The 18,972-nt window shown below is 67.3% G+C and carries 11 protein-coding genes; 7 read left to right on the forward strand and 4 right to left on the reverse strand.

The annotated features are described in order from the left end of the window. The 3 genes from OMP43_RS10055 to OMP43_RS10065 form a co-directional block, all read left to right on the forward strand. The coding region (locus tag OMP43_RS10055) for a TonB-dependent receptor (RefSeq protein WP_280279591.1) at nt 1-3,001 on the forward strand (3,001 nt) is incomplete at its 5' end. Nucleotides 3,002-3,166: 165 nt separating this feature from the next. Beyond that, nucleotides 3,167-3,568: a hypothetical protein gene (locus OMP43_RS10060; protein ID WP_280279592.1), complete on the forward strand. Its 402-nt coding sequence runs from the start codon at nt 3,167-3,169 to the stop codon at nt 3,566-3,568. Between the two features lie 204 nt (nt 3,569-3,772). Continuing rightward, nucleotides 3,773-6,319: a TonB-dependent receptor gene (locus OMP43_RS10065; RefSeq protein ID WP_280279593.1), complete on the forward strand. Its 2,547-nt coding sequence runs from the start codon at nt 3,773-3,775 to the stop codon at nt 6,317-6,319. Between the two features lie 191 nt (nt 6,320-6,510). On the opposite strand, the gene OMP43_RS10070 is transcribed toward OMP43_RS10065, so the two are convergent. Together OMP43_RS10070 and OMP43_RS10075 are read right to left on the reverse strand one after the other, a co-directional pair. After that, complete coding sequence (locus OMP43_RS10070; RefSeq protein ID WP_280279594.1) at nt 6,511-7,824, reverse strand: M20/M25/M40 family metallo-hydrolase; 1,314 nt, start codon at nt 7,822-7,824, stop codon at nt 6,511-6,513. After that, nucleotides 7,824-10,652: a TonB-dependent receptor gene (locus OMP43_RS10075; RefSeq protein WP_280279595.1), complete on the reverse strand. Its 2,829-nt coding sequence runs from the start codon at nt 10,650-10,652 to the stop codon at nt 7,824-7,826. The genes OMP43_RS10070 and OMP43_RS10075 overlap by 1 nt, the downstream gene beginning before the upstream one ends. A gap of 112 nt (nt 10,653-10,764) precedes the next feature. Here OMP43_RS10075 and OMP43_RS10080 point away from each other — a divergent pair, with 112 nt between their 5' ends. Both OMP43_RS10080 and OMP43_RS10085 read left to right on the forward strand, forming a co-directional pair. After that, the gene (locus OMP43_RS10080; RefSeq protein WP_280279596.1) at nt 10,765-11,781 is read left to right on the forward strand and encodes a cyanophycinase; all 1,017 of its coding nucleotides are present in this window, start codon (nt 10,765-10,767) and stop codon (nt 11,779-11,781) included. Further along, on the forward strand, nt 11,778-12,215 hold the full coding sequence (locus OMP43_RS10085; RefSeq protein ID WP_280279597.1) for an Lrp/AsnC family transcriptional regulator: 438 nt from the start codon (nt 11,778-11,780) through the stop codon (nt 12,213-12,215). Before OMP43_RS10080 ends, OMP43_RS10085 begins: the two co-directional genes overlap by 4 nt. Before the next feature lie 7 nt (nt 12,216-12,222). On the opposite strand, the gene OMP43_RS10090 is transcribed toward OMP43_RS10085, so the two are convergent. Further along, nucleotides 12,223-13,134, reverse strand: coding sequence for a FecR domain-containing protein (locus tag OMP43_RS10090; protein ID WP_280279598.1), 912 nt, complete (start codon nt 13,132-13,134; stop codon nt 12,223-12,225). Beyond that, entirely contained in the window at nt 13,131-13,655 is a 525-nt protein-coding gene (locus OMP43_RS10095; protein WP_280279599.1) for an RNA polymerase sigma factor, read from the reverse strand. Before OMP43_RS10095 ends, OMP43_RS10090 begins: the two co-directional genes overlap by 4 nt. A gap of 189 nt (nt 13,656-13,844) precedes the next feature. On the opposite strand from OMP43_RS10095, the gene OMP43_RS10100 reads away from it, so the two are divergent. Both OMP43_RS10100 and ggt read left to right on the forward strand, forming a co-directional pair. Continuing rightward, nucleotides 13,845-17,222, forward strand: a complete 3,378-nt coding sequence (locus tag OMP43_RS10100; protein ID WP_280279600.1) for a TonB-dependent receptor — start codon at nt 13,845-13,847, stop codon at nt 17,220-17,222. After that, nucleotides 17,222-18,955 carry a gamma-glutamyltransferase gene (gene ggt, locus OMP43_RS10105; protein ID WP_280279601.1) on the forward strand — a complete coding sequence of 578 codons (1,734 nt, stop codon included), beginning with the start codon at nt 17,222-17,224 and terminating at the stop codon, nt 18,953-18,955. The genes OMP43_RS10100 and ggt overlap by 1 nt, the downstream gene beginning before the upstream one ends. The last annotated feature ends 17 nt before the right edge of the window (nt 18,956-18,972 follow it).

Here is an 18,972-nt window from a genome sequence, read left to right on the forward strand (position 1 = left end):
GACAGCCCCCGTCCGGCCCGCCCAGGTCTCCGGCACCAGCGAGGCGCCGGGCGTGATCCAGGACGAAGGCCCGGCGGAAATCATCGTCACCGCGCAGAAGCGCGAGGAATCGATCCGCAACGTGCCGATCGCGGTCTCCGCCTTCTCGGCCCAGGCGCTGGACGACAAGAAGATCGAAGGCGGCTCCGAGCTGCTGCGCGCGGTGCCGAACGTCACCTTCTCGAAAAGCAACTTCAGCATGTACAATTTCTCGATCCGCGGGATCGGGACCAAGGCGGTTTCGGCATCGAGCGATCCGGCCGTCGCGGTGAGCTTCAACAACACGCCGCTGGTGCGCAACCGGCTGTTCGAATCCGAATTCTTCGATCTCGCCCGCGTCGAGGTGCTGCGCGGGCCCCAGGGCACGCTCTATGGCCGCAACGCGACCGCCGGCGTGGTCAATGTGATCCCCGCGATGCCCGACAATGACCCCGCCGCCGAGCTCAAGCTCGAGGGCGGGAACTATGGCACGATGCGGGCGTCGGGCATGGTCAACATGCCGCTCGGCGAAACGCTCGGCATCCGCGTGGCCGGCGCCTGGACCAGCCGGGAAGGCTTCGACTACAACACATTCACCAACCGCCACGTCAACGGCCGCAACCTGTGGTCGACGCGCGCGATCGTTCAGTGGAAGCCGAGCGACGATTTCCGCGCCAGCCTGATCTGGCAGCATTTCAACGAGGACGACGACCGCGCGCGCACCGGCAAGCAGCTGTGCACCCGCGATCCGGGCCCGGCCAAGGTCGGCGCCGTCACCGTGTCCAGCCCGCAATTGCGCGGCAAGCTCAGCCAGGGATGCCTGCCGGGCTCGATCTACGACGATGCCGCCTATGGCGTGCCCAATGCGTACAGCCTCGTCTATCTCGAGGTGCCGGCCATGATCAGCTATGGCCAGCAGCGCAATCCCGCGCGCCCCGACGGGCGCGGCGGCCCCATCGTCAACGCGCTGCTGCCCATCGATCCCTATGGCGGCGTGACTCAGTCGCGCAACCTGCGCGAGATCTCGACAAGCTATGATCCGGTCTTCCGCGCAAGGAACGACGTGATCCAGCTCAACCTGGAGTTCCAGCCGTCGGACGGGCTGCAGCTGATATCGCAGACCGCCTATTCCCGTGACCGGTTCTACTCGTCCCAGGACTATAACCGGTTCGTCAGCAACCCGATATTCAGCGATTCCTCCCAGGTGCTCCTCGACACGCTGGGGAGGTCGATCGACACCTCCAACCTGCCCACGCCCGGCGGCATCTATTGCGATCCCCAGCTGGGCTGCTCGAACCGGATGATCTCGGCCGACATCAGCAAGTCGCGCAACAGCCAATGGTCGCAGGAATTCCGCCTGCAATCGAGCTTCAGCGGCCCGCTGAACTTCAATGTCGGCGTCAATTACCTGAATTTCCAATCCAAGGACGATTATTACGTCTTCAACAACATGTTCACCTTCATCGCCGACTGGTGGTACAGCATCGGCGGCACCCCGCGCGCCCGCACGCTGCTCCCCTGCGGGCTCGGCTATGAAGGGCGGGAATGCCCCTATGTCGATCGCAACCCGATCGGCAGCCTGAACAACCAGGGCCATAATTATTTCCTCAGCCAGAACGGCGTGCGGATCAAGAGCTGGGCCGGCTTTGGCGAGCTATACTGGAAGTTCGCCCCCAGCCTGAAGCTGACCATGGGCCTGCGATATACGCGGGACGAGAAGATCTCGACCCAGATTCCCAGCCAGCTGCTGCTGGGCGGCGGCATCGACAATCCGTTCGGCCCGGCGCTGATCGGAGACATCACCGGCGGGCGCGTGAACAGCGGCTATCCGGCGCTGCCCGATATCCGGCAGAAATGGGGCGAGTTCACCGGCCGGGCCGTGCTCGACTGGAAGCCGGACCTTGGCTTCACCGACGATACGCTGGTCTATCTGTCGGCATCGCGCGGCTACAAGGGCGGCGGCACCAATCCGCCCCGCGTCGATTTCAACCCGGCGATCGTGCAGTACCAGTTCCTGCCGCAGACCTTCAAGCCGGAGTTCGTCAACGCCTTCGAGATCGGCACGAAGAACAGCTTCGACAATCGCCGGCTGACTTTCAATGCCACCGGCTTCTTCTACGACTACAAGAACTACCAGATCTCGCAGATCGTCGATCGCATCGCCTATAACGAGAATTTCGGCGCCACGAGCATGGGCCTGGAGTTCGAGGCGGCCTGGCGCCCGTCGCGCGCCTTTCGCGTCGACGGCAATTTCGGCCTGCTCAAGACGCGGCTGAAGCGGGGTTCGGAATCGATCGACGTGATGAACCGGACGCAAGGCAATCCGGACTGGATGGTGCTGCGCCCGTGGATTCAGGTTCCGTCAAACTGCATCGCGCCCACGGTCTTCGTGGAACGGGCGCTGACGCTCGGCAACACCGGCGCTCTCGCCTCGCTCTGCCCGGGCGCGACCCGGGTCGGCACCTATAACCCGGCGGTCGCCAGCAAGTTTCCCTATTACAGCGTGCTGGGGTTCACCTATGACGCATTCGCGCCGTACAATCCCAACACGGTCGGCCTGAACATCAATCAGGGCGGCAGCGGCGCGCCCAATGGCGGGCGCGGCTTCGCGGCCGATCTGACCGGCAACGAGCTCCCGAATTCGCCGCGTTGGACCGCGAATATCGGGGCACAATATACTTTCTTCCTGGGCGGCGGCGATTGGGAACTCACGTTCCGTGGCGACTATTATCGCCAGGCAAAAAGCTATGCCCGCATTTACAACACCGAATATGACCGGCTTCGCGCCTGGGATAACGTCAATATTGCCGTGACGCTTACCCGGCCTGAGTCGGATTTGACTTTCCAGCTCTACGTGAAGAACTTGCTCAACAAATCACCTATCACCGATTTCTTTACAAACTCGGATGACACCGGCTTGACGACAAATGTCTTCACGCTGGATCCGCGTCTTATCGGATTCAACATCAGCAAAAGATTCTGATTTTTAAATAAAAAGTAACATTGATTCATGTTGATTCATAAAAATACATAATGTATGTATGATTCGCGCAATAATAAATGCGCATAAGTTCACAAAAAGAGGAGATGGATCATGAAGGCAATTGCAAAATTTGTCGCCCTCGCGCTTGCCACTTTTGGCGCGCAGATGATCTCTACGTCTGCCATGGCGCAGGTTACTCCGCCGCCCAGCAAGACCTATTCGGGAATTGTCGATGTCGAGAAGGGTCTGGCGTTCAAGTGCCGCCTGAACATGGTCGTGGACGCCAGCACGAGCACGGTCACCGTCTCGCTGACCCCGCCGTCGCCGCCGACGCCCTCGGCCTGCTCGCTGCTGAGCTTCGTGGGCAACCCCTATAGCTACACCTTCAACCCCGCCAACGGCGATTTCAAGGTGCTGGGCGTGTTCGTCAACACGATCACCGCGGGCGATTGCTCGGGCGACATCACGGCGACCTGGGACGACGTCGCTCAGGAATTCCTGGTCGACACCTTCCTGCCGGCCGCGACCGCGGGCCCGAACTGCACCGTCGCGGGTATCGCTTCCTAACCCGAAGGAACTTCGACGTTCCGCATCAGACGTCGAGGAGCCAACTGGCGGGCGCACGAATCGTGCGCCCGCTTCCTTTTCCGAAAATCCCGCCGCCGTGGCGGCACTGAGCCCCGGGATATGGCCTTTCGAAGCGATGACACTTGAAAGACGCGGAATGCCATGCGGTAAGGGTAGGCATTGGGTAAGGGCACCGGATCTCCGATGACTGCGGCTCGCTTCGCGCTGTTGCTTTCCGCCGCCCTGCCCCTGTCGCCCTGCCCCGCGGCCCGGGCCCAGGGCACCGGCGCGGCAACCGGAACGACGGCGGAAGGACAGGATTCCGCACCCGCGGCCAAGGCCCAGGCGAGCAACGAGATCGTCGTCACCGCCAAGCGCTATGGCGAAGCCAGGGTCGCCGCCGAAACCGAGTTCAACGAGGACGAGATCGCCAGCCAGGGCGCCGACAGCATCGGCATGCTGCTCGATCGCCTCGCGCCCTTCATCGACCCCTCGGGGGAACAGCCCGTCATCCTCATCAACGGGCGCCCGGCCGAGGGCGACCGCTCGATCCTGTCCTATCCCGCCGAGGCGCTCAACCGCCTCGAGATCCTGAAGCCCGAAGCCTCCGCGCAATATGGCTATCCGCCGGGCCGGCGGGTCGTGAACCTGGCGTTGAAGAAGCAGTTCGCCAGCCTCACCGCCGATACGGCCTTCTCGGCGGCGACGCGCGGCGGGCAATATGCCGGCGAACTGTCCGCCGGAAGAGTGGCGATCAACGGCCCGGTCCGCTGGAACGCGCAGGCGCGCGTCGCGCTCGACGGCGCGCTGCTGAAGAGCGCCCGCAACATCCCGCCCGGCGAGGGCGCGTTCGACGGCATCGGCTTCGTCACCGGCCCGGGCGGCCTGGAGATCGACCCCGCGCTCAGCCTGTTGGCGGGACGGCCCGTTACCATCGCCGCGCTCCCGGGCGGGACATTGTCCCAGCCGCCTGCCCTGGCGGATTTCGCCGCGACCGCGGGCACCACCCATCCCGTCGATCCCAACGACTTCGAGACGCTGCAGCCGTCGCGGCGCACCCTGGCCTTCGCCGCGGGCATGACCCGGCCGGTCGGCGACTTCTCCGTATCGCTGAGCGTCAATGCCAACAGCACCACCACCGAGGGGCTGCGCGGGCTCCCGATGCTTTCCGCCGTCCTTCCCGCCACCAGCCCCTGGTCGCCCTTTTCCCGCGATATCATCCTGACCCGTCCCTTCGCGGGCGCGCGGCCGCTGCGCAGCGACACCAGCGCGAGCGCGCTGGGCGTGACGCTGGCGGCGTCGGGCAGGGTCGGCGGCTGGGAAACCACCTTGTCCGCCGCCTATTCCCGTACCGCGAGCAACAGCCTGCTCGAGCGCGGAGCCGATGCGGCGAAAGTGCAAGCGCTGATCGATGCCGGCGATCCGGCGTTCAATCCCCTTGGTCCGCTGAGCGGCGATCTCCTGCTGGCCAGCCGCAACCGCACGCGCGGAGAGAATCTGGAGGCCCGGGCCACCGCCGGCAAGGCGATCCTGAACCTGCCGGCCGGGCCGTTGACCCTGAACTTCGCGGCCACGGCCAGCCGCGCCGTCACCACCAGCACGGGAAGCGGAGACCTTGCCCAATCCGCCGCGACGCGCGCATTGGCGAGCGGGGCGATCGGGATCGGCGTGCCCCTGTCGCGAAAGGGGCACGGGCCGCTCGGCGACCTTTCGATCGACCTGAACGCGGGCGGCCAGGTGCAATCGGGCAGCGGGCTGCAGAACCGGTTCAGCGGCGGCGTTACCTGGTCCCCCGTTCCCATTCTTCAGTTCCGCGGGTCGCTGGAACATAGCGAAACCGCGCCTTCCTTCGATCAGCTCGACGGCGCGATCATCTCCAGCGTCAATCGGGTCTTCGATTATGCCCGGCAGGAAACCGTCGACGCCATCTGGATCACCGGCGGCAATCCCCGCCTCGGCCGCGGAAGCCAGGAAAGCCGCTCGCTGGCGATGCAGCTGCGCCCCTTTGGCGATCAGAGGCTGACGCTGAACCTGGGCTATCGGGAACAGGTCACAACGGGCGGCGTCGTTCCCTTTCCCGAATTGACCCCCGCCATCGAAGCGGCATTTCCGGAACGCGTGACGCGCGACCCGGCGGGGCGGCTGATCGCGGTCGATGCGCGCCCCATCAATCTCGAACGGAGCACCGATGCGGACCTGAGATCCGGGATCGCCCTGCGCCTGCCGGCGCCGCGCCGGCCCGGTGCCGGCACGCCATCGCCGAAGCTGCGCGGCGATCCGCTGCAGTTCAGCGCATCGATCAATCATCGCTGGCGGCTCCGGAACGAAGTGCTGACGCGGTCCGGCATTCCGGCGATCGATCAGCTCGGCGATGAGGGCAGCCAATCCCGCCATTCGCTGTCGCTCCAGCTCACGGCGGGCAAACGGGGCATCGGTGCCAGCCTCAACGGGACCTGGAGCAGCCCGACCCATTTGCGGAACCGTGGCGTGCCGGGGGGAACGGGCGCCCTGGATATCAAGCCGGCGACCGTCTTCAACCTGTCGTTCTTCGCCGAGCCGGAGCATCTCTGGCGGCAACCCGATCGGCCCCGCTGGATGAAGAATGTGCGGCTCTCGGTCGATATCCGCAATCTCTTCAGGGGCTATCGCCAGGTCACCCGCCCCGACGGCACCGTGCCGCCCAATTATAGCCGCGACGAAGTCGATCCATTGGGTCGCACGATACGCCTGACCCTTCGCAAGCGCTTCTAGATTGCGAATTCACAGGAGTCCCCAGCCTGGGATCGAGGCCCAATCAAGACCTTGATTTATTTCGCTATTCCTGTACCTTCCCTCGTCGTTCCTGCCTTCTCCCACGCCATCCCCGCCGCTCCCTTCGTCATCCCGGCGACGGCGGGGATGACGGGGTTTGCCGATTGAAGCTCAGCCCTGGCGCCGAGACATCACCGCCTGGCCGAGCGTTCGGCGCCCAGGCGCGTGATCAGGATGGCCGCGCGCTTGGCCTGGCGCCGGATGCTCGCGAGATCGACGGTCTCGCCCGGCGCATGATCGCCGGTGCTGTAGGTGCCGAGGCCGGCCAGGCTGTCGACGTCATGGGCGACGAACGAGATGTCCCCGGCGCCGCGCTTGAGCGGGTCGAGCGGCGCCATCTCGGCCAGGCCGAGGTCGCGGTTGACGCCGTTGAGCGCCGCCAGCAGCGCCTTGTTGCCCGTGGTCGGCGCCATTGCCGGATAGCCTTCGCCGAATTCGATCCTGGCATCGGTGCCCGGCGCATGCGCCGCCACGATCGTCTCCATCCTCGCCCGGACCCGCGCGGTCTGCTCGACGCTCAGCGTACGGAAATCGCCGGTCGCGACGGCGGTGGCGGCGATGATGTTGGTCTTGCCGCTGGCCTTGGCGTTGCCGCTCTCGTCGATCGCGGCGCTGGCGCCGCCGGCGATCACCCCGGCGTTGAAGGTGAGGTTGGGCTCGGGCAGCTCCTTGCGGAAGGCCGCGAGGATGCGGGCCAGCTCGTTGATCGCGCCGTCGCCGAAGTCCGGACCGAAGATCAGCGAGCTATGGCCGGTCCTGCCGGTCGCGGTGATCCGCCAGTCGGTGACCGAGCGGCGCGCGATCGAGCCCATGTCCTTGCCGCCGTCGATCACCAGCCCCTCGAAATCGAGCGCGACATCGGCGCGCTTGCCCGCGGCGATCAGATCGGCGCGCGCGATGCTGTGCGGGCTGCCGGCATCCTCCTCGTCGCCGGTGAGCACGATCTCGATATTCGCGTCCCTGAGCGTGCCCGCCGCCTGCATCGCCCGCAGCGCCGCGATCATCACGACCATGCCGCCCTTGTCGTCCCCCGCGCCCGGGCCCTCGGCCTTGTCGCCGGCGCGGACGAACTTCTGAAAGGGCGAGCCCGGCTCGAACACCGTGTCGAGATGGCCGATCAGCAGGATGCGCTTGCCGCCCGACTTGCCGCGATGGACCGCGATCAGATGGCCGGCGCGCTGGACGGCGTCCATCGGCTTCCAGCTGACGGCGAAGCCGAGCGGCTCGAGCTCGGCGCGCATCATCTCGCCGACCTTCGCCACCCCTTGCAGGTTCAGCGTGCCGCTGTTCTGGTCGACCAGCCGGGCGAGCAGCGCCACCGATCGCTCGAACTCGGCATCGACCGTGCGCTCGATCGCCTTTTCGGGCTTCGACAGCCCCTGCGCGGCGGCGGGCGCGCCCGCCAGCAGCGCGGCGGCGAGCAGCGTCGTCCCGGCCCCGCGCATCACAGCTTGGCTCCGCCCATCTTGTAGGTCAGCTGCATGTAGAAGCTGCGCCCCACCCCGTCGAACCACGAGATGTCGTAATAGGGATAGGCGCCATAGGTACGATCCTTGATCGGGTTCTGGTCGAACAGATTGTTGATCGTGCCCGACAGGCGGAAGCGCTCGGTGATGTTGTACTGGGCCGACAGGTTGAAGAGGTAGCTCGCCTTGATGAAGGCCTTCTCGTCGTAATTGGGCAGCTTGCCCAGGCGCTGCCCGGTCAGCGTGGTCGAGAATTTGCCGAGGTCCCAGCTGAGGCTCGCCGTGCCCTTGTCGCGCGGGATGTCGTAGCCGCTGTCATAGGTCAGCTTGTCGATCACCGGATCGCCCGGATATTGGCGGATCGTGTGGTTGAGCACATAGGTGTAGCTCGCCGCGAGCGCGAAGGTGCCGATCCCGGCCGTGGGAATGCGCAGGTGCGCGGCGAAATCGATGCCGTCCGTCGTCTCCTGCGCCACGTTGATCGGATTGATGTAGACGCCCTGGAGCTGGCCATCGAGCGCGCCGCCGACATAGCGCTGCACCCGCGCCTTGGCGTCGAGGCAGGTCGGCGAGTTGCCGTCGATCGCGCTGCCCGCCGCGGTCCGGCCGATGCGGCAATCGGCCTCGTCGCGCAGGACGCTGTCGATGTTCATGTCGAGCACCTGGTTCTTCATCGCGACCCGGAAATAATCGACCGACACGTCGAAGCGCCGCGACGGCTGCCACACCATGCCGGCATTGAGCGAAGTCGAGGTCTCCGGCCGCAACCGCCGGTTGCCCGAGCGATGCGAGACGATGCCCTGATCGGCATAGCTGCAATCGGGGATGCCGACGCCCGGCTCCAGCGTGCGGCACAGATAATAGTCCGTGCCCGAGGGATGGGTGTTGCCCGGCCCGCGAAAGACATAGTTGAGATCGGGCGCGCGGAAGCCGGTGCCATAGGCGCCGCGGATCATGAGCGACTTGGTCGGCCGCACCACCGCGCCGAGATTGTAGGTGAACTTGCCGAAGCCGTTGCCGGCGAAGCTGTAATGGTCGTAGCGCGCCGCCGCATCGAGCTCGAGGAACGAGAAGGCCGGGATGCGCAGCTCGCCGCCAGCGCCCCAATGCTGGCGCGTCCCCTTCCCGTCCGAATCGACCAGCCCGACATAATATTGAGTCAGCGCGAGCGGATCGGGCTTCAGGTCATAGCCCTGGTTCCCCACCTCGGCGCTGACCGCGAAGCCGACCGGGCCGCCAGGCAGGCGGAACAGCTCGGTATTGTTCACCGTGGCGGCGACATTGTTGACCCAGGATTTGGGCCGGTAGATCGAATCGGCGGTGATCGAGCGATACTCGGCCGGCGTCAGCGGCGTGTAGAGCCGCGTCGGATTGGCGTTGAACTGGGCATAGCCCGAATTGGGATCGACACCGACCTGCGGGCCGAGGAAGAAAGCGTTGGCCTTGGAGATCACCACCTGGGGGAACGACACGCGCGAGCTGTATTCGGCGTGGTTTAGGCTGAACTCATAGTTCCACGTGCCGCTGAAGCTGCCCTTGATGCCCGGCGTGACATTGTAGCTGAACGAGCGGTTGCGGGTCATGCCCACGTCGAACCCGCCCATCTCCTCGGGCGTGAACTGGCGCGTCCAGTTGTCGAGCTGGTCGCCGCTGTCGGTATCGCCGGGCGCCAGGTAATTGGGATTGTAGAAGGTGCCCTCCTCGTTCCCGTCCGGCGCGACATAGGACCAGGACAGCACGTCGCGGAACAGCTTGAGGTGGGAATAGCTGGCCTGGAAATCGAGGAACAGCTCGGCACGATCGCTCAGCGTATAGCCCATGGTGCCGAAGCCGCTGGCCGATTGCCGCTTCGAGATCATCGTGCCGTAGGCGACCGACGCGTTGCTGCCGCAGAAATAGCCGTCGCCCGAAATGGTGTCGCGCCGCGGCCGCGCGGCATAATAGGTGGTGCCGCGGTTGAGCGACGACAGCCGGTCGCACGTCGCCTTGCCGGGGTTGATGTAATAGAGATATTCGTCGGCGCGCAGGAAGGTGCGGCGGGCCAGCGGCGCCCCGGTGGGATCGTCGGCGGTCGAATCCTGCAGCTTGCGCTGATATTGCCATAGCGGCCGCTGGTCGAGCAGCTCGAGGCCGACCACGCCGTGGAAGCCGCCCGTGTCCCAGCCGGTGGTGAGGCTCAGCCGCTGCGACGATCCCCCGCCATGCTCGGTCGCCCCGTAGCGATAGTCGATGCGCGTGCCGTCGGGCTTGGACTTGAGCTGGAAGTTGACCACGCCCGAGATCGCGTCGGAACCATAGATCGCCGAGGCGCTGCCGCTGAGGATCTCGACGCGCTCGATCAGCCCGACCGGAATGTTCGAGATATCGGTGAAGTTGCCATTGCCTTTGAAAGGCAGCGGAAAATCGGCGATGCGGCGGCCATTGACCAGCACCAGCGTGTGGTTGGGGCCGAGCCCGCGCAGGTCGACCTGCTGCGCGCCGGGCGTGAAGTCCGCGCCCGAGAAGCTCTGCTGGCTCTGCGTCTCGCCGCCATTCTGGGTGATCGCGCGCAGCACGTCGGGCACGCTCTGATAGCCGCTGCGCAGGATGTCCTCGGCGGTGATCGTCGTCACCGGTGCCGGGCCCTCGCCCTGGATGCGCGGGATGCGCGAGCCGAGCACGGTGATCTGGCCCTCGCCCTCGCTCGCTTCCTGGCCCGTCGCCGGCACGGACTGCTCGCCCGACGCCGCCTGCGCCAGCGCCGCGACCGGGAGCGCGACCATGCTGGTCCCCGCCAGCGCCACCGCCACGAACTTCATGTATCGCATATATCGACCCCCTGATGCGTTTGTGACATATTGATAACGAGAGCGATCAAAATGAAACAATAAAAATGCAGTTTGGCTATGCCATACGAACGAATTGCAAAGGACTATGGCCGTGAAGACACTATTGCGCCTTGCCCTGGTGCGCCTTGCCCTGGCCGTGCTGGCCGTGCTGCCCCTGCTCGCGCCGGCGGCGGCATCGGCCCGGCCGGGGGAAAGCTACAGCTATTACGCAATCGGCAATCTTGCCGCCGCGCGGAGCGGCCCGACCGCCCCGGCGCTGATGCTCGTCGGCGGCGGGGACTGGGATTATGGCGCCTTTCGCTGGTTCGCCGAGCGGGCCGGGCACGGCCATATCGTCGTGCTGCGCGCCTCGGGCGAGGGCCAGGCGGGTGAGGAAATCTACAGCCAGGTCGGCGGCGTGGCCTCGGTCCAGACCATCGTCTTCCACAGCCGGGCGGCGGCGACCGACGCGCGCGTGCTCGACATACTGGCCCGTGCCGACGGGATCTTCATCGCGGGCGGCGACCAGGCCAATTACGTCCGCTACTGGAAGGACACGCCGGTCGCCCGCGCGCTCGACGCGCATGTCCGCCAGGGGCGGCCGATCGGGGGCACCAGCGCGGGGCTCGCGATCCTGGGCGGCACCGCCTATGGCGCGATGGACGGCGGCAGCATCGACAGCCCCGCCGCGCTCGCCGATCCCGGCGGGCCGGCGGTGACGCTGGTCACCGGCTTCCTCCACATGCCGCGCCTCGCCCATATCGTCACCGACACGCATTTCGCCAAGCGCGACCGGCTCGGCCGGCTCGTGGCGTTCGTCGCCAAGGCGCGGCTGCGCGATCCGCGGGCGATCGGGCTCGGCGTGGACGAAGGCGCGGCGCTCTGCGTCGAGGCGGACGGCAGCGCGAAGCTCCACGCCCCGCCGGGCGGCCATGCCTGGCTGGTCCAGCCGCGCGGGACGGCGCGCCTGCGCCCGGGCAGGCCGCTGGACTGGGAAGGCGTGCGGATCACCGGCATCGCGCCCGATGGCGGGATCGACCTGGGCACGCTCCGCGTCACCCGCCCTGCCTTTGGCGGCGTCGCGCGCGTCGCCGGCGGCAGGCTGATCGGGGCACCGGGGCCGAAATGACGCTGCGCTCCGAAGAGATCGATCCCCAGATCCTCGCGCTGCTGCGCGAGGATGCCCGGCGCAACGTCTCCGAACTGGCCGCGGTGCTGGGGGTTTCCCGCACCGCGATCTACAGCAGCATCGAGCGGCTCGAACGGCAGGGCACGATCGTCGGATACACGGTGCGCCTGGGCGAGGACTATGACCGCAGCCTCATCCGCGCCCATGTGATGGTCAAGCTCTACCCCAAGGCCACCCAGGCGACGATCGACCAGCTGATGACGATGCCGGCGGTGGCGGGGCTCTATGCGATCTCCGGCGAGTATGACCTGATCGCCGTGGTCGAGGCGCCACACGTCAACCGCCTGAACGACCTGCTCGACGCCATCGGCGCGATGGAGGGCGTGGAGCGCACCACGTCCTCGGTCATTTTGGCGACCAAGCTCCAGCGCTGACGGCCGCTCAGCGCTCGCGCGATTCCACCGCGACCGCGCCCGGATTGGCGATGAGGTCGCGGATCGCAGCCGTATCCCCCTGGTTGACCATACCGTAGACGCGCACCGACGCGGCACGCGGATCGGTCAGCACCAGGCGGTCCTTCGCATAGCGATTCACTTCCTCGATGACCTCGCTCAGCGGCTCGCCCCGGAAGACCAGCCGCCCGCGTGTCCAGGCGACGGCGCTGTCGGCGTCGATATCCGCCGCCTGCCGGATGAAGCCCGTGTCGCCGCCCGTGCCCTTGGCGATGCCGAACGACAGGCGCTCGCCCTTGTGCGCCAGCTTCTCGATGGGTTCCGCGGTGCCCGGCCGCCCGGGCTCGGACAGGGCGACGCGCACCACCCCCTCGACCACGGTCACCTTCGCTTCGCGCTTGCCCACGCTCACGTCGAACATCGTGCCGACGGCCACGACCTCGCCGTGCCGGGTCTCGACGACGAAGGGCCGGCGCTTGTCATGCGCGACCTTGAACAGCGCCTCGCCGGCCACCAGCCGCAGCCGGCGCTCGCGCGGCGCATAGGCGACGTCGACTCGGCTGTCCGCCGCCAGGGTCACCACCGATCCGTCGCTGAACGCGATCCGGCGGCGCTCGGCATGGCCGGTCGCGACGCTCTGCACCGTCTCGCGCGCGGGCCGGGGCTGCGACAGCCACAGGGTGCCGCCGACCACCGCCAGCGCGGCGATCCCCGCCGCCACCCGGCCCAGCCAGGCGGGGCGCTGCCGCACCGGCGCCGCGCCCGGGCGCTCGAACTCGCCCAGCCAGTTCCAGAAGGCCGCGGCCTCCGCCCGGTCCGCCGGATGGAGATCGCCGTCCCGCCCGTCCAGGAAAGCCTCGAACACCGCGGGCGCGCGCTTGCCGAGATTGCGTTCGCTCATGCCCCGCGCTCCATCAGATGCGCGAGCCGGTCGTAGAGATGCGCGACCGCGTGATTGAGGTGCTTCTGCACCATGCGCGGGGAGATGCCGAGCTCGCGGGCGATCTCGCCGGTGCCGCGCTCGTCGAAGCGGCGCATCACGAACACTTCGCGGCATCGGGGCGACAGCTCGTCCAGCGCGGCCTCGAGCGCGGTCTGGAGATCGGCGACGCGGCGCCGGTCCTCCTGCGCGGGCCGTACCGGCGGGTGGATCTCGGGGCCGAGCGGCACGACCGGCAGCACCCGGCGATGGCGATCGGCGATCAGATTGGCGGCGATGCGGAAGAGATAGGCCTGGGGCTCATCGACGGTCCGCTCGCGCGCGCTCGCGACGAGCCGCGCACAGGCTTCCTGCACCAGGTCCTCGACTTCGGACGCATCGTCGATCCGGCGGGCGACGAACGCGCGCAGCGCCGCGCGATAGGCGTCGAACGCGCCGTCGTCCGCCTCCGCCGCCTGCATTTCTGGTCGTCCGGCGGCCAAGCCCGCATCTCCCTGTCGCGCACCAGCGCATATTCCTCCTGCCATGACGCGCGGTTGCGGCAAAGGCGAACCTTGCAAGGACGCAACACCCGAAAAAAATTTGGTCCACTTTGGTTCGCGTGTGGGGAGCCCCAGCGTCATAAACCATGATTGCCGCGTCCAGGCATCGATTCAGGGGGGTCGATAACCATGAACACACGCCAACTGCTTCTCGCTACCGTTGCCGCCTTCGTCGCCGTTCCCGCCGCCGCGCAGGCACGCGAGGCCGTGCGCCACGAAATCCATTTCTCGGGCGGAACCCTCGACAGCGCGCTGATGCAGGTCGCCCAGCAGACCGGCGTCCAGCTGGTCTTCACCGATCCGGCGATCGCCCGGATCAAGGCGCCCCGGCTCGAAGGGCGCTACACCATCCGCGACGCGCTCGAGCTGCTGCTCGCCAACAGCCGCTACACTTATCGCTTCACCGGCCCGAACAGCGTGCGCGTGATGCCGCGAGGCGAGGCCCAGCCGACGCCCCGCCCGGTCGCGCTCTACCAGGACAGCCCCGCTCCCGCGCCGACCGGCGACCAGCAGGCTGCGGCCGAGACCGCCAGCGTCGAGCAGGCCGTGAACGGCGACGAGGCGCCGCCGCCCGAGATCGTCGTGGTCGGCTCGCAGATCCGCGGCAGCAAGGTGACCGCCGCGCTGCCCGTCACCGTGGTCGACGAGGCCCAGATCGGCGCCACCGGCGCGACCTCGGGCGACGAGCTGTTCCGCTCGATCCCGCAGCTCGGCGATGTGAGCTTCAACAGCTCCTATCTGCCGAACAGCTCCAACTCGGCGCGCGGCGATGTCGGCTCGATCAACCTGCGCAACCTCGGCGTCGGCAACACGCTGGTGCTGCTCAACGGCCGCCGCGTGGTCAATCACCCGACCAGCCGCGCCGACGACAATCTGGTGCCGGTGCTGACGGTCAACACCAACGCCATCCCCGTCTTCGGGCTGGAGCGCATGGAAGTGCTGCGCGACGGCGCCGCCGCGATCTATGGCTCCGACGCGGTGGCCGGCGTGGTCAACACCGTGCTCAAGACCGATTATCAGGGCGTGGAGCTGGAGGGCCAGGTCGGCTGGGGCGAAGGTTCGCACCTGTTCGAGACCAACACCCATCTGCTCGCCGGCCGCAACCTCGGCGATCGCGGCAACATCACGCTGTTCGCCAGCTATGACAAGCGCGACGGCGTGCTCGCGAGCGACTTCGACTATACCCGCTCGAACGACAACCGCCCGCTCTTCGTCGGCACTCGCTTCGAAGGGGCGACCTCGCTCGACGGCCGCTCGACGATCACGCCCTGGGGCTCGTTCCAGACGGTGGGCAATGTGGTGGTCCGCCAGGGCACGACCGCGCTGACCAACACCTCGGGCCAGTTCCACATCCAGCCGACCAGCTTCACCGGCTGCCCGGCCGGCGGCGCCGGCATCATCGGCGGCACCAACTGCGTCGCCACCGGCACCAGCTCGACGGCGGGCATCCGCGAGCTGCGCTTCGACGCGCCGCTCGCCTTCAACACCAACGTCACGCCCAATATCCGCCGCATCAACCTGTTCCTGAACGGCCATTACGAGCTGGGCGGCGGCGTGGAGCTGTTCGGCGAGGCCGGCTATTACAACGGCCAGAGCAACAGCATCCAGGCATCGACCGGCACTCTGTCCTCGGGCCCGCTGACGATCGCCGCCAATGCCTATTACAACCCGTTCGGCCCGGTCGGCAGCCCGAACCGCCTGCCCGGCATCAACGCCGCCGCGACCGGCCAGGCGATCACGCTGTCGAGCTACAATTTCGCCGATGTCGGCCCCAATCATGTCAACGTGCTCAACACCCAGTATCGCCTGCTCGGCGGCCTGCGGTTCAAGGCGCTCGGCTTGGAATGGGAAAGCGCCGCGCTCTATTCGGAAGCGCGGGTGCGCGACACCTCCGACGGCATCAGCCAGACTTTGCTCCAGCGCCAGATCAACCTGACCACGCCGGACGCCTATAACCCGTTCAACGGCAGCGGCCTTACCCCGCCGAGCGGCGCCGACAACACGCCGAGCAGCCTCGCCGCGATCAACGCGATCCGGATCAAGACCACGCGCGTCAGCACCTCGACGCTGGCGATGTGGGACATCAAGGGCTCGACGACCGACCTGATCCGCCTGCCCGGCGGCAATGTCGGCCTCGCGATCGGTGGCGAGGTGCGCCGCGAGACCCAGCGCGACGATCGCGATCCGCGCGTCGACGGGACGATCCAGTTCACCGATTCGATCACCGGCGCGGTCAACGGATCGGACCTGGTCGGCACCAGCCCCTCGCCCGACACCAGCGGCCGCCGCACCGTCGCCGCGGCCTATCTCGAGCTGGCGGTGCCGGTGGTCTCGCCGGACATGCACATCCCGCTGGTCCGCAACATCGAGCTCCAGCTCGCAGGCCGCTTCGAACATTATTCGGACGTCGGCTCGGTCGCCAAGCCGAAGATCGCCGCCGCCTGGGACATCGTGCGCGGCCTGCGCCTGCGCGGCTCCTATGCCGAGGGCTTCAAGGCACCGAACCTCGAGCAGATCAACGCGACGATGGTCACCCGCTCGAACACCCGCACCGACTGGGTCCGCTGCGAGGCGCAGTTGCGCACCGCCGCGATCTCCAGCTTCGCCAATTGCTCGCAGGGCTTCGCCACCACCGCGCGGCGCTCGGGCAATCCCGACCTGAAGCCGGAACAGTCCAAGACCTGGACCGTCGGCATGGTGCTCGAGCCGCACTTCCTCGATGCCACGGTCGGCCGGATGACCTTCACCGCCGATTACTGGCATGTGAGCCAGAAGGGCATTGTCGGCCTGTTCGGCGAGGGCAACGCGCTGATCAACGACTATTTGCTGCGCGTGCAGGGATCGAGCGACCCCAATGTCATCCGCGCCGCGCCGACGGCGGAGGACACCGCGCTGTTCGCCGGCTCGGGCCTGGCGCCGGTCGGCCGCGTGCTCTACGTCAACGACAAGTACGTCAACCTGCTGCCGCAGGAAGCCGCGGGCATCGATCTCGGCTTCAACTGGCGCCTGCCCGATTTCGGCGCGGGCCGGATCAGCCTGAACGCGAACGCCGCCTATCTCGACAAGTTCTTCCTCGAGCCTTCGCCGCCGATCCAGAACCTGATCGCCGCGCGCGCCGCGGGAACGATCAACGCGGGCACCAACATCGCCGATGCGGGCGACCTCGTCCGCCAGAACGGCAAGCCGCGCTGGAAGGTCACCGGCTCGATCACCTGGGAGAAGGGGCCGTTCCAGATCGGCGGCTTCACCCAATATACCAGCGACGTCCTCGATACGAACCTGCTCGATTCGGCCGGTGCCGCCTGGCTGATCGAGGACCGGATGACCTTCAACCTCTATGGCCAGGTCACGGTCGGCAAGCGCGACAATGGCGGCCGCTACCGTCTGCGCATCGGCGTGCGCAACCTCACCAACGAGTCGCCGCCGCTCAGCTCGAACGGCTTCCTGGGCTCGCTCTACACCCCCTATGGCCGCTACTGGTACGCCAACATGCGGGCGAGCTTCTGATGCGGATCGCGCTCGCCCTGGCGCTGGCGTCGCTCGCGGCACCGGCCTTCGCCCAGGAAGCACCGGAGGCGCCCGCTACGCAGCGCGTCTCCGGTGGCGACATCGTCGCCTATGACCAGATCCACAAGCCCGCGATCGGGCGCGGAGGCATGGTCGTGAGCCAGAACAGGATCGCGGCGGAAGTAGGCGCCGCGATCCTCCGCAAGGGCGGCAACGCGGTCGACGCCGCGATCGCCACCGCCTTTGCGCTGGCGGTGACGCTGCCGCGCGCCGGCAATGTCGGCGGCGGCGGCTATATGCTGATCCACATGGCGGCGAAGGACGGCAAGCCCGCCCGGACGATCGCGATCGATTATTACGGCCAGGCCTCGCGCAACACGACGCCGGACCTGCTGCTCGGCGCCAACGGCAGGATGGATCCCGCCAAGAGCTACTCGATGAAGGGCGTCGCCATCCCCGGCACGGTCGCCGGCCTGTGGGAAGCGCACAAGCGCTTCGGCGCGCTGCCCTGGGGCACGCTGATCGCGCCCGCCATCGCCATGGCGCGGGACGGCGTGATCCTGTCGGACGACGAAGCCCAGGCCAATGCCGAGCAGAAGAAGGCGATGCACGACGATCCCGCCGCGCTCGCCGTCTTCTTCAAGCCGGACGGCAGCGCCTATGCCCCCGGCGAGCGCTGGAAGCAGCCCGACCTCGCGGCGACACTGCAGGTCATCGCCGCCAGCGGCCGCGACGGCTTCTACACCGGCGCCATCGCCCAGAAGATCGCGGCGGGCATGAAGGCCGGCGGCGGCGTGATCGACGCGAAGGACCTGGCCGATTACCAGCCGGTGATCTCCGAGCCGATCTGGTCGAGCTACCGGGGCATGCCGATCGCCTATATGCCGCCCACCGCCTCGGGCGTGAGCGTCGCCGAGGCGATGAACATCCTCGAGCGCTTCCCGGTGCGCGAGCAGCGCTGGGGCAGCGTCGCCAATCTCCACCTGCTGGCCGAGACGCTGAAGATCGTCTGGTCGGACCGCCGGCTGGTCGGCGGCGGGCCGGACTGGCGGACCCCGGCAAAGGGTCTCGCCAGCAAGGAATATGCGGCCGAGCGCGCGAAACTGATCCGCGCCGATGGTTCGCTCGACGCCAAGACCCTGCCCGACGGCAATCCCTATCCGTTCGAAAGCAAGGACACGACGCATTTCTCGGTCGTGGACGCGGCGGGCAACGCGGTGAGCAACACCTATACCCTCTCCGCCTCCTATGGCGCGCATGTCGTGGCGCCGGGCACGGGCATCCTGCTCAACAACTCGCTCGGCAACCTCGCCTGGGGCCGTCGCGGCGAGGAATGGAAGGCCACCCAGCCGGTCCCCGGCAAGCGCGTCGGCTCGACGATCACGCCGATGATCGTGTTCAAGAACGACAGGCCCTGGCTGGTCACCGGCACGCCCGGCGGCGGCTATATCATCGCGACGATGGTGCAGATGCTCTCCAACGTGATCGACCACCGCCTGAACGTCGCCGAGGCCGCCGAGCGCCCGCGGATCAACCAGTCGGGCGGCGACGGTCCGCTCGAGCTGGAAGAGGGTTTCTCGCCGGACATCATTCCCCTGCTCGAGGCGAAGGGGCACAAGGTGCGCGCGTCGAACACCATGGGCTCGGTCCAGTCGATCATGGTCGAGGGCGACAGGTTCCTGGGATCGGCGGACACGCGCCGGCCCGATGCCGCGGCCATCGGCGCCAAATAGAACATAGGAGAGTGCAC

The sequence above is a fragment of the Sphingomonas sp. CBMAI 2297 genome, from assembly GCF_029870595.1.
In the GTDB taxonomy this organism is placed as follows: Bacteria; Pseudomonadota; Alphaproteobacteria; order Sphingomonadales; family Sphingomonadaceae; genus Sphingomonas.